General features: G+C 58.9%; 6 protein-coding genes. 1 reads left to right on the top strand and 5 read right to left on the bottom strand.

Annotated elements, in window-relative coordinates; genetic code table 11:
- Window positions 1-6: 6 nt before the first annotated feature.
- Together KVH01_RS19995 and KVH01_RS20000 are read right to left on the bottom strand one after the other, a co-directional pair.
- Entirely contained in the window at window positions 7-3,639 is a 3,633-nt protein-coding gene (locus KVH01_RS19995; RefSeq protein ID WP_217882602.1) for a transporter substrate-binding domain-containing protein, read from the bottom strand.
- Window positions 3,640-3,748: 109 nt separating this feature from the next.
- Window positions 3,749-4,597 carry an EAL domain-containing protein gene (locus tag KVH01_RS20000; RefSeq protein WP_217882603.1) on the bottom strand — a complete coding sequence of 283 codons (849 nt, stop codon included), beginning with the start codon at window positions 4,595-4,597 and terminating at the stop codon, window positions 3,749-3,751.
- A 207-nt stretch (window positions 4,598-4,804) separates the two neighbouring features.
- Between KVH01_RS20000 and KVH01_RS20005 the strand changes: the two genes are divergently transcribed.
- Window positions 4,805-8,035: a hybrid sensor histidine kinase/response regulator gene (locus KVH01_RS20005; protein WP_217882604.1), complete on the top strand. Its 3,231-nt coding sequence runs from the start codon at window positions 4,805-4,807 to the stop codon at window positions 8,033-8,035.
- Window positions 8,036-8,072: 37 nt separating this feature from the next.
- Here KVH01_RS20005 and KVH01_RS20010 read toward each other — a convergent pair whose 3' ends face one another.
- The 3 genes from KVH01_RS20010 to KVH01_RS20020 are packed head-to-tail and all read right to left on the bottom strand — an operon-like array spanning window position 8,073 to window position 13,752.
- Window positions 8,073-9,506: an efflux transporter outer membrane subunit gene (locus KVH01_RS20010; RefSeq protein WP_217882605.1), complete on the bottom strand. Its 1,434-nt coding sequence runs from the start codon at window positions 9,504-9,506 to the stop codon at window positions 8,073-8,075.
- A gap of 10 nt (window positions 9,507-9,516) precedes the next feature.
- Window positions 9,517-12,618, bottom strand: a complete 3,102-nt coding sequence (locus tag KVH01_RS20015; protein WP_217882606.1) for a MexW/MexI family multidrug efflux RND transporter permease subunit — start codon at window positions 12,616-12,618, stop codon at window positions 9,517-9,519.
- Between the two features lie 18 nt (window positions 12,619-12,636).
- Window positions 12,637-13,752: an efflux RND transporter periplasmic adaptor subunit gene (locus KVH01_RS20020; RefSeq protein WP_217882607.1), complete on the bottom strand. Its 1,116-nt coding sequence runs from the start codon at window positions 13,750-13,752 to the stop codon at window positions 12,637-12,639.
- Window positions 13,753-13,775: the final 23 nt, after the last annotated feature.

Consider the following 13,775-nt stretch of genomic DNA (forward strand, 5'->3'; position numbering starts at 1 on the left):
CACAGCCTAGGGCTCGAGCATGTTTTGAATGCGCCGTAACTCCTTCTTCACCTGCCTGACCTGCGCCGGTACGTCCTCAGCGCCGGTTCGGCAGCCATGCTCCAGTTCTTTGCACAGCCCAAGCAGATAGTCATTGCGCATCAATGCCGCGCTGCCCCTCAAACGGTGTGCCAGCTCCGCAATGCCTGCGAGATCCCGTGTCTCACTGAAGTCACGCAACTGCTCGATATCCTGTTGATTGCTGCGCATCAATTCAGCTAGCAGTTGTTGAATGATTGCCGGGTTGTCACCGGTAATCGGCTGGAGCAGATTCATGTCGAATTCAGGCCGATGCAGCGTCGGTCTGGTGCCTTTATAGGCCGGCTTATCCGCAGGCTCCAGTGATGCCAGGCGCTGTTCAAGGATGGTCAGGCTGATGGGTTTGATCAGACAGTCGCCCATGCCCGCATTAAGACAGCGGTCCATTTCTTCCTGCTGGGCGTCGGCTGTCACCCCCAGAATCGTCAATACACCGCTGTTGCGTTGCTGTTCTTCCTTGCGGATCGCCAGTGTCAGTTCTACTCCGTCCATGATCGGCATGTGGTAATCCGTGATAAGCCAGTCAACCGGAAAGGCACGCCAGGCCTCCAATGCCTCCAGCCCATTGCTGGCTTCAATCACCTTGCAGCCCAGGTACTCCAGCTGCGCGCGCAGCATTTGACGGTTCAAGGTATTGTCGTCTGCGATCAGCACTCGCATGGCCCAGCTTGGAGTGGCCTCGCAAGACGCAGCCAGCGGCGTTTCTTCTTCAGGCAGCGGTTCCAGAAGCTTGAGCTTGAGGGTTACATTGACCGTAGTGCCTTGCCCCAGCGTGCTGGTAAGTTCCAGGCGGCCACCCATCATCTCGCACAGCGACCGCGACACCACCAGCCCGAGGCCGCTGCCGCCATGCACCGATAGGTCCGACTGAGTCACTTGCGCGAAGGGGCGAAACAGCGTTTGCCGGTCTGCCTCACTGATGCCCATGCCCGTGTCCTGCACTTGCAGATGCATGTTGAGTGTCTGCCCCTTCAACACGCGGCACACCAAGCGGATGACGATTCGGCCGCGCTCGGTGAACTTGATCGCATTGCTCACCAGATTGGACAGTACCTGCTTGAAGCGCAGCGGGTCGATGGAGACATCAAGGGTGGTGCCGGCGTCGATCTCGAGAATCAGGTCCAGTTTCTTCTTTCTCGCCAGCCCTTCGAACACTCGCGCCACCATCTCCACCAGGTTCTTGAGGTTGGCCCGGCGTGGCGAGAAGCTCAAGTGCCCGGATTCGATACGTACGATGTCCAACGTATTGCCCAACAGCTCCAGCAGGTTTTTGGCGGCCGTGTAGGCCACGTCGATGTTCACTCGATCCAGTACGCCGTGGTCGGCGCGTTTGAGCGCCAACTCCAACGTGCCGATCACCGCGCTCATGGGGGTGCGGATTTCGTGGCTCATGGTCGCAAGAAATTGGGTTTTGGCGCGGCTGGCCTCGTCGGCCTGGGTTTTGGCCTGCTGCAGTTGTTCGATCAGGTGATGATGTTGCGAGACGTCTTGCCAGCCACAGATCACCCCGGCGATCGTGCCATTAGAATCACGAAACGGCTGAATCCAATGCTCGATGAAGTGGGATTGTCCCTCGATGGTGATCTGCAGTTGCTGTTCGATGGCATTGCCATCCTCCATGGCTTGCAGGTAACTCTGGTGGAGCGAGGGCGCCAGTTCGATATCGCCATGGTTCGTTTGCAAAGCAGTTTTACCCAGCACCTGGGATTGGCACAGTTTCATGACGTGTTCATAGCTGCGGCTGCATGACAGCAGGCGTCCTTCGCGGTCGCGTACATACACGGGAACGGGCATGGCATGGTTCAAGGTTTGCAAAAACTCCAGCTGATCATTCAGGGCTTTTTCAGCTGCGACCCGGCGCCGGATCTGACGGCGCAGTTGCACGATTCGGATGATCGAAATCAGCAGCACCAGCAATGCGCAGCAGATGATCTGCAGGATGACCAGTTTGTAGTCGCGCCAGTTCTGGCCACTCATGGCCGCATTTGCGCGCCAGCGAATGGTGATTGCATTAAGCTCGTCAGGTGGGATGCTCAGCAGAGCTTTATCCATGATCGACTGCAGCTCGGTTTCGCCACGGCGCATGGCGAAGTTGGCGGTGGCCGCCTGGCCGTCGACGACCCCGGCCACGCGCAGGTCTCTTTCATAGAGGCGCGCGGTGTAGTAGCGAGCCATGGACAGGGTCATCAACACTGCGTCGGCTTCGCCATTGACCACCATGCGCATGGCCTCAAGGTTGTTTGTTGGGGTGATCAACTGCACCGTGGGAAAGCCTTTGCGAATGCTGTCGATCAGCACATGCCCCTGGACTATGGCCAGGCGCTTGCCGGTCAAAGCATTGAGACTCGAACGCGATCGGCCCGATTCAGCCGTCGACGCGACCAGCGCAAACGAGCTGGTTGCGAATGGATGGCTGAAACGGAAATGGTTCAGCCGCTCCGGGCTGGCCGTCAACACGGCTAAATCGGTATCGCCGTCGCGTAAAGCGTCCTGAATGCCTTCAAAACTAGAGGCGCGTTGAATCTCGAACTTGAGCCCGGTGCGTTGGGTGATGATCTCGAACAAGTCGGATATCACACCGTTGAAGCGGCCCTTGGCGTCAAAAAACGCCGAGGGTGCCATGTCATCGTTAATCATGAAGCGCGCCACTGGGTGCTGGGCCAGCCAGCGTTTTTCCTGGGCGTTCAGATGCACATTATCGTCCGGCATTACTGTGCCGCCGCCGGTCCAGCGCTTGATCAGGTAGCTCATGCGCAGTTGGCCGAATGTGGTCAGCGAGGCATTTAGAATGCGTAGCAGGCGTTGATCTTCCTGCTTGAGCAGAAACCCATAGCCGCCTGCGTCGACTTTCACGAACTGGATAAATTTGAGATAGCTGAAAAAGCTATGGTTGACCAAGTAGTGGGTGGTTACCGAGTCGCCCAAAAACACGTCGATGTTCTGGAACGCGACGGCGGCCAAGGCTTGCGCGGTGGTGCCGTAGGTAAAAAACTGTGCATGAGGATAGCGGTCGGTCAGTAGCGCGTATGGCAGGTAGTCCTTGGAGACTGCTACGGTTAGCCCATTGAGATCTGAGGAAACCGCAATGTCGCTGTCCTGGCGTTGATAGAGTACGGGGGCATTGACGCTGTACGGCAGCGTCACCACCGTGTCAGAAGAGTCGCGATCATAGTCGCTGGACCGGCTGATCAAGTCGATTTCGCCGGCTCGCAAGGCGGCCATCGCTTGCCCTCGGTCAGCAAACCCGACGACTTTGATATCCAGGCCCAGTTGCTGCTTGAGCATTGTCGCCACGTCAGCGCTGATGCCCTCGTAATCACCGTTGCCGTAGACCATGTCGAAGGGCAGGGTGAACGGTGCGACAACGCCCAGGGTGAGGACACGCCGTTGGCGCAACCAGGCCCAGTCGGCTTCCGGTAATTGCAGCTTTTGTGGTTCCTGACTCACTTGGCTAAGCAAGTGCAGGGGCTGTTGCGGCATGGGTATCGTTGCGGCAGCGCCGTACGATACAGCCGGCAGCAGTACGGTGAAGAAAGCCACGAAGGCTCTGAGCGTGGACATGAAAACGTATACCTGACTGCAAAATGCCAAGTACGCCGCGCTGGCCGGCTCAAGGTCGACCACGGACGTGGCGGGTGGGGAGGGAAGTTAGAGCGATGTGAATGGGCGTTCAGACTGACGTCAGCACCACCTGTGAGCCCGCAATGTATTCAAGGATGTACGGCAGCAGCGCGGTATCCGCCATCGGCGGGGCGATGGCATATCCCTGCACAATGGATACGCCCAGGGTTTTGAGCCGCTTGAGCTGGGCCGGGGTCTCGACACCCTCGATCACCAGCGACACACCCAGGCTGGCTGCCAGGCTGACGGTATGGGCGACAATGGCGGTGCAGGCCGAGTGCGTGTCGAGTTTGTGTACGAAACCGGCGTCGAGTTTGAGCTCGGTGAAAGGCACATCACACAAGCGCTCCAGTGACGAGAAACCGGTGCCAAAGTCATCCATGGACAAACCGCAGCCCAACAGTTTGAGTTGCAACAGGTTGTTCATGGCGACACTGCACGGATTGAGCGTGCCGGTTTCGGTGATCTCGAAGATGATGCTTCGGGCAGGGCACTCATGTGCACGCAGCAGCACTTTAATCGCCTGGCTCAGTATGGGGTTGCTGAGTTGAGACGGCTGAAGGTTGAATGACATCGTCAATGGCAGGTTCAGGCTGGCCAGTTTCTGGCGCAGGATCAGCCCTTGCTCGAAGAGGCGCAGGAACAGCTCATCCATCAGGTCATGACGCGCTAGTGCTTGCAGGAAATAACCGGGCGTCAGCAGGCCTTTGTGAGGGTGCTGCCAGCGTGCAAGTACTTCCAAGCCGCTAATCGTACCCGTTTTCAACGAAAGCTGAGGTTGGTAAAAACCCACAAACTCGTGATCCGCCAACCCTTGGCGTAGCTCCTGGACGTCGGGCTCTTGAACCCTCGGGGCGGCTGGAATCTGACTTAGGCTGAGTGCGGCTGAGGTTTTCATGTAATGCCCTGCAAGGGATGGCCATGAGTTAATTTTGCGGGATATACGTAACCATAAATGTCAGCTCTTTCGAGCTGATATGTAGGACTAATCTTACTGGCTAATGAAAAGCCTATAGACTTGTCCGCAGGGTCCGTTGCTCGGTAACCGCACATGAATAATCAATGTCCTGGATTTCCCTGATGAACCGTGTAACTGGCATCACGTATGCGCTATAGGCAATCTACCGTAGGCAAGCTCGAGAAAGTCTCTCTACGCCTGAGTTTCGGCTTACTCGTGTCTTTGTTGTTGCTGGTATTTTTCGCCGTGGCCGGCTATTGGGTGACCTACAAGGTCATACGCGGTGAAGTGCTGAAAGTTGATTATCACTTCATGCGCTTGGTGAGCCGCGCCTACGATCATGAGATATTCCTACTGCGGGTGATAAAAGCCAGCAGTCAATTGGAATACAAGCCCGTCTTCAATCCCGCCAGTTATGTGGTCAATTCTGCATCCCAGGGCAATGTGCGTATTTACGAGGCCCAGGCTTCTCAGTTGCCGCTAACGTTCCAGGCGGCAGTGCCTACCGACATTTTGAGCCGCAACACGCGTGTGTTGGATCAGCAATTGCATCTTGGCAATGCGTTGACCAACGTCTACGGAGACTTTTGGAGCGGCTCGACCTTCCAGTCTCCGCAGATGTTCGTGTTTGACCTGATGAGCGATTACGCTTTTGCCGTGCCGGCATTCAGCAACGAGACCACCATGGCCCATGCTGGGCAAAGGTATTTTTCCCAGGTGCTGCACGAGGTCAGGCGAGCCGCACTGCAAATTCCACCGCGCAGCAGTGATTTGATCGTGCGCTGGCGACCCACTCATCGTTACCTTGGCGGCAAGGGTACGCAGATCCTGGGCTATATTTCGGGGCGCAGTGAGGCTCTTGCGTGGGAGCAAGAGGGCCCACCAAGAGAGTTGGTGGCTGCTACGTTACTCGATTGGGAGGAGTTCGATACGGCTGGCGTTCGCATAGAAAAACAATATTTTGACCTGCCGCAGTTCGATGCTGTCGACGTCGTTGCGCCGGATGGCACGAGGGTCGTGGGCGACAAGTCGCCGCAGATCTACCAGTACGAAAGTGGCTTTCACTTCACCCCCTCCGGCCTGTTGATCAAACGCAGTGCTGGTGATTTCGGTACATGGCAAGCCTTGTATCGCATCCCCTATGAGCAACTGATTCGGGATGCGCGGTGGCCGCTACTTGGGCTGGTCGGTTTGCTGGGTGTGTGTGTCCTTTGTGGCTGGGGCGTCATCCGGTGGTACCAGCGGCGCATCGTGGTGCCGGCGAGCAATGACTTTCGAGAGTTGTTGGTCAACCATGACTTCAACCTGTCTTTGCTGCAGACAGTACCGCTGGCGTTATGTGTGGTCAAAGGGCCGCAGATTGAACTGCTGACGCAAAACAGTTTGTATACGCAGTGGTTGGGCGAGCCAACCGAGTTTGCACAAATGATGGCGCTATGGCCGCTGTTTGAGCAGGATAAACCCCTTACCGGTGAAGGCTGCCTGCTGCTCGATCAGCGGGTCTTGCATGTGCGCTATACACCCACCGAGTATCTTGGCGACAGCGTGTTGCTGTGTACCTTCACTGATATTTCTTCCCACCGCGAAGCATCTGCATCGTTGCTCCTCGCCCGCCAGGCGGCGGATGCGGCAAATGAACAGAAAAGCAACTTCGTCGCCACCTTGAGCCATGAGCTACGCACGCCGTTATATGGTGTGCTGGGCACGCTTGAACTGCTGGGCATGACCTCTCTGGATGAACGCCAACGTGGTTATCTGCGTACAATCGATAGCTCATCCGCGGTATTGATGCATTTGATCAGCGATGTGCTCGACCTGTCCAAGATCGAAGCGGGCCAGCTGGTTCTGGAGTCCGTGGCGTTCCAGCCTCTGGAAATGCTTGAAGAAACCGTGCGCGGGTTCTCGGCGGTGGCGGCGAACAAAGGGCTGGCGCTTTACTGCTGCGTTGACCCGCGCGTGCCGAACCTTGTGCAGGGTGACCGCCTGCGTATCCAGCAGATCGTAGGCAACCTGCTCAATAACGCGATCAAGTTCACCCAGAGCGGGCATGTCGCAGTCTTCCTGTCGCCTATCGGAGTCTGCGCAGGCGAAGTGAGCCTGCAATGGTGCGTGATCGATAGCGGCCCAGGGATGTCCGAAGCGGTGCAGGCGCAACTGTTCGAGCGCTTTTACCAGGCTGACAGCAAGCATCACACCGTCGCCGGCACCGGGCTCGGGCTGCCTATCTGCTCCCATCTCAGCCAGATGATGGGGGGCGCATTGAGCGTGGACAGTGTGCTGGGCGAGGGCAGTACCTTCATATTCGAGTTGGCCCTGGAAATTCTAGAGGCCCGTCAATCTTCACTGCCGCAGTTATTAGGCAAGTGCATCGATGTTCGCACCCCCTATGCAACCTTGTCCGATAACCTTTGCGCCTGGCTGGAGTGGCACGGGGCACACACTACCGTGATGGGTGATGATGCTCGCGGAGCGCCTGATGCCGTGTTGACGGTCATGCCGCAAGAGGTTGAGGTGGCAAGCTCAGGCGCGATTAATGTCTTCGCCCAGCATGATTTCAGTAGTACGCCCCAGTTTATCGGCCAGGACGTGGTGGTGAACCAGAACAGCGTCGGGTCCATTTGCCGTGCGTTGGTGATGGCGATCACTGGCGAATCGGAGGCACCGTTACCGCAACCACCGGTGACGCATCTGCAACTGGAGCTGAATGTGCTGGTGGCCGAAGACAACCCGGTCAACCAGGTGCTGATGAAAGAGCAACTGGAACGTATCGGCTGTACGGTGGATGTCGTGCCCGATGGCGTCCAGGCGTTGCTGCAGTTGGAGTTGAAGGCTTACGACGTACTGCTGACGGATGTGAACATGCCGCTGATTGACGGCTATGAACTTGCCGATACATTGCGCCAGCGCGATGTGGATATGCCGATTATCGGCGTCACCGCCAATGCGCTGCGCGAGGAGGGCGAGCATTGCATCCGCGTGGGCATGAACAGTTGGTTATCCAAACCGATGGATATCCAGGGGCTCTATCTGTGTTTGCGCAGTGTGCTTGATCCTGCGGTCTTCCAGGCTTGCGAAATCGATACGCCGGTGAGCGATGTAGACGAGATCAATGTACCGGAGCGCATGCTTGAACTATTCCTTGAGACCATCGCCCAGGATATGAGTGAGCTTAAAGCGCTGGACAGGGGGCAGGGCCGTAATGAAACCGTCCGTTTGCTGCATCGGATTCGGGGTGCGTTGGCGGTAGGCAAAGCTAAAAGTCTGATCCAACTGTGTCGCGAGTTGGAGGTCGCTGTCGCCCGGGACGGGCTGGTCCATACCCATCCAGACGTGGCTGCTTTCATCCAGCGCGTCGAACGCGCTATTGCGAATGTATAAGCATTGAAAATGCCGCCCCGTTCAGGGCGGCTATGGGTTACTTGGATACCACTGATTCCGGCGCACGCCAGCCGCCACCCAACGCTTTATAAAGTTGCACCACATTGAGATACGACGCGGTCTCTGCCTGCGTCAGCGCGTCCTGAGCATTCAGTTGCGTACGCTGCGCGTCCAGCTCTACCAAATACGCCGCACTACCTGCTTCATAACGCGCATGTGCCAGTCGAGCTGCACGCTCACTTTGCGCAGCTGCCTCAGCCAGGCTACGAACCCGTTGCTGCGACAGGCTATAGGTCGTCAGCGCACCCTCGGTTTCCTCAATCGCATTCAGCACCACTTGCTCATAACGCGCTTGGGCACCCACTTCACGCGCCTGCGCCTCGCGCTGCCTTGCCTTGACACTGGCCAGGTGGAGAGCAGGCCAACTGATCGAGGGCATTACGCTGAACGCGCGGCTGCCGCTGTCGCCCAAATCCCCACCGCGCAAGGCCACGAAGCCGAGGAAGCCACCCAGGTCGATCCTTGGGTAAAGCTCGGCTGTCACGGCACCAATGTCCGCATTCGAGGCCGCCAAAGCGCGTTCGGTGCTGGCGACATCGGGACGCTGTCGCAGCAAATCGCTGACCTGGCCAATCGGCAGGCGTGTGACCAGTGCCGGCAAGGGTTTCAGGTCGGTCAGCGCTTGCAGCTCATTGGGACGCGAGCCCGTGAGTACGGCGAGTCGATAACGGCTGAGCGCTTGACGGGTTTCCAGACTCGGCAATGTGGCTTGCACCCGTGCGCGCTCGGCCAGGGCGCTGGCCAGTTCGTCGGCGGTGCCGCGCCCGGCATCCACGCGGCCCTGTACCAGCGCCACGGTTTTTTCCTGATTACTCAGGTTGGCCTGGGCCACCGCCAACTGCCGTTGCGCGCCGCGCAGTTCAAAGTAGTGACGCGCCACGTCGGCGGTCACTACGATGCGGGTTTGTGCCAGGTCTGCTGCGACGGCCTCGGCGCGTGCCGAAGAGGCCTGCGACAGGCGCTGCAGCCTGCCGAACAGGTCCAGCTCCCACTGCGCATCCAGGCCGGCCTGATAGGTCTTGGCCAGGTTGCGCTCACCGCTCGGGCCGGGGTTGGCCTGGGACAGGCTGCGGGAATAAGCCCCGCTGGCGGTCACTGTTGGCAGTTGGTCCAACTGACGCTGGTCCAGCACCGCGCGAGCCTCCAGCAACCGGGCTTGTGCAATGCGCAGGTCATGGTTTCGCGACAGCGCTTGATCGATCAGCGCATCCAGTTGTGGGTCCTGGAATTGTCGCCACCAATCCTGTTGTAGGCGGGTGCTGCTATACAGCGCGGTATCGGGGCTTTGAGTCAGCTCTACTGCGGGCTCGTTACTGGCCCGGTAGTCCGGGCCGACGGTACAGCCCGTCATCCAGGCCGAGCAGACCAGCAGCGCGAGCGGGCGAATCACGAAGGTATTGATAGGATGCATGTGTGTCTCCTTACACCGACTGAGCCGTGGCGGCGTCGGCTGCATCGGCAGCGGCCAGCGCACGGGCGCGCGGTGTGGTGGCCGCCATACGATGGTCGACGGCAATGAATGAATACATGGTCGGCAAAACCAGCAAAGTGAACAGCGTACCCACCAACATGCCCACCACGATCACCAGGCCCAGGTCATAACGGCTATGGGCACCGGCACCGGAGGCGAACAGCAGGGGAATCAAGCCCGCCACCATCGCCGCTGTGGTCATCAGGATCGGCCGCAGGCGCATCTTGGCGGAGTGCAGAATCGCCTCGCGACGATCCAGGCCCTGCTTGACCTGCATCTCATTGGCGAACTCCACCATCAGGATGCCGTGCTTGCTGATCAGGCCGATCAGCGTTACCAGGCCGATCTGCGTGTAGATATTGATGGTCGCCATGCCCAGGGCCAGTGGAATCAATGCACCGCATATCGACATCGGCACGCTGATCAGAATGATCAACGGGTCACGCAGGCTTTCATACTGCGCAGCGAGTACCAGGTAGATCACGATGATTGCGAACAGGAACGCCATGACCAACGCGCCACTTTCCTGATGGTATTGGCGAGCATCCGAAAGCCAGTCGTAGGTGAAACCCGGCGGCAGCAGTTTGGCTCGCGCCTCGAGGAACTTCACCGCGTCGCCCATGGCCACGCCTGGGGCAGGAATCGCCTGGAAGATCGCCGAGTTGAGCTGGTCGAACTGGGTCAATTGATTGGGCTCGACCCCGGTCGAGACGCTGACCAGATTGGACAGCGGTACTTGCCCACCCGTGGCGCTGGTCACATAAAAGCGCGACAGTGCTTCTGGCGTCAGCCGCTCACCACGCAGGCTCTGCGGGATCACATCATAGGAGCGGCCGTCCATGGCAAAGCGGTTGACGTAGTTTTCGCCCACCAGCACCGCCAGGGTGTCGCCCAGATCCTTCATGGTCACGCCCAGGCTATTGGCCTTGGTGCGGTCGACTTTGATCTTGATCACCGAGTTGTTGTAGTCCAGGTCGCTGTCGACCACCATGAACAAGCCGCTTTCACGCGCAGCGTGCTTGAGTGCTTCCATCGCCTCATAGACCACGCTGTAGTCACCGGCGCTCTTGATCACCATCTGTACCGGCAGGCCCCCGGTCGAGCCCGGCAGTGAAGGCAACTGGAAGGCAAAGACGTTGCTGCCCTCGATGGTGTTGGCGCGACTTTGCATATCGCCCTGGATCTGGTCGGCGTTGCGCTCGCGTTTTTCCCAGTCGACGAAGTTGACCCCGCCGATGCTGTTGGATACGCCGTTGCTGCCGTTGATCAGCCACAGGTTGCTCTGCTCCGGCAAGGTCACCATGACGTCGTTCCATTGCTTGCCGAACTTCTCGACGTAATCAATGTTGGCGTTCTGTGGTGACTTGATTGCGGTCAGCACGGTGGACTGGTCTTCGGTGGGCGCAAGTTCGGTTTGGGCACGGCTGTACAGCCACGGCACGCTGATCAACACGATGACCGCAATCGTGAACGTGACCCAACGGTGATGCAGCGACAGATCCAGCACGCGTCCGTAAGCGCTGCCGAGGCGATGGAAGAAGCTCTCGGCCTTGCGCGCCATCCAGCCCTCGTTCATCTGGCTGTTGAGCAGCAGTGAACTCATGACCGGCGACAGCGTCAGCGCGATGATGCCCGAGACCACCACCGAGCCGGCCAAGGTGAAGGCGAACTCTTTGAACAGCGAACCGGTCAGCCCGCCCATGAGGCCGATGGGGGCATACACCGCCGCCAGCGTCAGGGTCATCGCAATCACCGGCGCTGCCACCTCACGCGCGCCCAGCAGGGCTGCATAAGTGGGAGACTTGCCTTCTTCGATATGACGATGCACGTTCTCTACCACAATGATCGCGTCATCCACCACCAGGCCGATGGCCAATACCATCGCCAGCAAGGTCAGCAAGTTGATGCTGAACCCGAACATCGACATGAACGCGGCTGCACCCAACATCGACAGGGGAATGGTGACCACCGGAATGATCACTGCCCGCGCCGAGCCGAGGCTTAAGAAAATCACCAGCACCACGATGGCGATGGCTTCGCCCAGCGTGCCGAGTACTTCATCAATCGATGCGCTGATAAAACGTGCCAGCTCAAACGGCACAGCGACTTTCACGTCCGGCGGCAGGTTGGCGCGGATGCCCGGCAGCAGTTCGTTGAGCTTCTTGACGATCACCAGAGGGTTGGCATTGGGTGCGGCATTCAAACCGAAAAACACCGCTTGCACGCCGTCCATGGTGGCGCTGGTGTCGGTCGACGCCGCGCCCAGTTCCACCGTGGCGATATCGTTCAGGTGTACCACACCGGCTGCACTGGACTTGACCACCAACTGGCGAAACTCGGCGACATCCACCAGGTCGGTGTTGATCTGGATATCTGATACCACATACAAACCTTTGGCCTGGCCGGGCGCAGCCTGCACGTTGTTATTCAACAGGGCCTGGGCCACATCGCTGCCGGAAACGCCATGGGCGGCCATGCGATTGGCATCCAGCCAGATACGCATGGCCATTTTCTGCCCGCCGTTGAGGTCAATGCTGCCGACCCCTTCGATGGAAGACAGTTGCGGTTGCACCACGCGCTGCAAGTAGTCCGAGAGTGCAGCAGTGGACAGCGTTGGGCTGGAAAAACCCACATAGGCCACGGCTGTGGCTTCACCGGAGGATTTCACAATCACCGGGTCGTAAGCCTGCTCCGGCAAGCGGTATTTGACCTCGTTGACCTTGGCCATCACCTGGGTCATGGCCTTGTTGGAGTCGGCGTTGAGCTTCATGCGCACAGTGATCACGCTTTTGCCCTGGGTCGACGTCGAACTCATGTAGTCGACGTCTTCCACCGTAGCGACAGATTGCGCGATGGCCTGGGTGACGAAACCCTGCATCAGTTGCGGCGAAGCACCGGGGTACTGGGTGGTGATCGTCAGCGTGGAGCTTTCCGTCAGGGGGTACTGACGAATCGGCAGGTTGTTTATGGCCAGCAGCCCCATCAATAAAATCAGGGTGCTGACCACCAGCGCCAATACCGGGCGCCGCACGAACAAGTCGGTGAATTTCATTTTCAGATCCTTGGTGTATCAGCGGCTCGAGGCCTGATCGAGCCCTACGGTGTCCTTGAGCGCGATGCGTACCAGGGCGCCGCTGCTCAAGCGCAACTGACCGGAGGTGACCACGCGATCACCGGCCTTTACGCCGTCATGCAGCACGACCCGGCCTTCGGAGCGCTCACCGGTCTTCACGTAGACCTGGCGTACCGTGTTGGTCAGTTGTGTATCGGCGCCTTCGACCACGTAGACAAAGTCACCGTAGGCGCTGTAGCTCACAGCCGTTTCGGGCACGCTGATGACATCTTTTTTGGCTGGCAGATGGACTTCGCCATTGGCGTACATGCCGGGTGACAGCAGGTTGTCCGGATTCGCTAGCGTGGCCTGTACCAGCACCGTGCGGGTGCCTGGGTCGATACGTGGTTCGAGGGTACTGACGTGGCCCTTGAACAAGCGCTGGGGGTACGCGTCTACGCTGACGCTCATCTCCTGGCCCGTTTTGAGCTGTGCCAGGGCACGTTCGGGCAGGGTGATATTGGCGTACAGCGTCTGTGCGTCGGTCAGCGACACCATGGCATCGCCGGCCTGCACGAACTGACCCAGGTTGACCTTGCGCACACCCAGCACGCCGGTGAAGGGCGCCTTGATGCGTTTTTGATCGATCAGCGCCTTGATCCGCACGATATCGGCCTGCGCCTGGGAGTAGGCGGACTGCACTTGATCCAGTTCCTCTTGCGTCGCCGCCTGCTGAGGCAGCAAACGCTGGGTTCGCAGTAACTGGGCCTTGGCGTTGGCGGCCTGGGCCTGAAGCCTGGCCAGTTCGCCTTGTTCCGGCGCATCGTTGAGCTGCACCAGGGTTTGCCCGGCTTTCACCCGCTCGCCGGGTTGGAATGCAATGGCACGTACCAGGCCACCGCTTTCGGCGGTGACCATGACTTGGCGGGTGGCTTCCAGTTCGCCGATACCCGCCAGAGTGTTGGGCATATCGGCTTGCGTGGCGGTGGCGACGGCCACCTGGATGGCCGGCGCAGCCGTTCCGGCCGACGTTTGGGTAGGTTGGGCAGAGGTGGACTGCCGGTACAGGCCGACGGCGCCGCCAATGGCGAGCACCGCAGCAATCGTGACGCACACTTTAAGTTTTTTATGCATGGTTCCGGTACTGACGTAAGGCA

It is taken from the genome of Pseudomonas khavaziana (genome assembly GCF_019145205.1).
GTDB lineage: Bacteria > Pseudomonadota > Gammaproteobacteria > Pseudomonadales > Pseudomonadaceae > Aquipseudomonas > Aquipseudomonas khavaziana.

Excerpts from the sequence above, each read along its gene's own strand:
- KVH01_RS20000 (WP_217882603.1), bottom strand. The coding sequence starts at position 4,597 with ATGAAAACCTCAGCCGCACTCAGCCTAAGTCAGATTCCAGCCGCCCCG.
- KVH01_RS20005 (WP_217882604.1), top strand. The coding sequence starts at position 4,805 with ATGCGCTATAGGCAATCTACCGTAGGCAAGCTCGAGAAAGTCTCTCTA.
- KVH01_RS20010 (WP_217882605.1), bottom strand. The coding sequence starts at position 9,506 with ATGCATCCTATCAATACCTTCGTGATTCGCCCGCTCGCGCTGCTGGTC.
- KVH01_RS20020 (WP_217882607.1), bottom strand. The coding sequence starts at position 13,752 with ATGCATAAAAAACTTAAAGTGTGCGTCACGATTGCTGCGGTGCTCGCC.
- KVH01_RS20015 (WP_217882606.1), bottom strand. The coding sequence starts at position 12,618 with ATGAAATTCACCGACTTGTTCGTGCGGCGCCCGGTATTGGCGCTGGTG.
- KVH01_RS19995 (WP_217882602.1), bottom strand. The coding sequence starts at position 3,639 with ATGTCCACGCTCAGAGCCTTCGTGGCTTTCTTCACCGTACTGCTGCCG.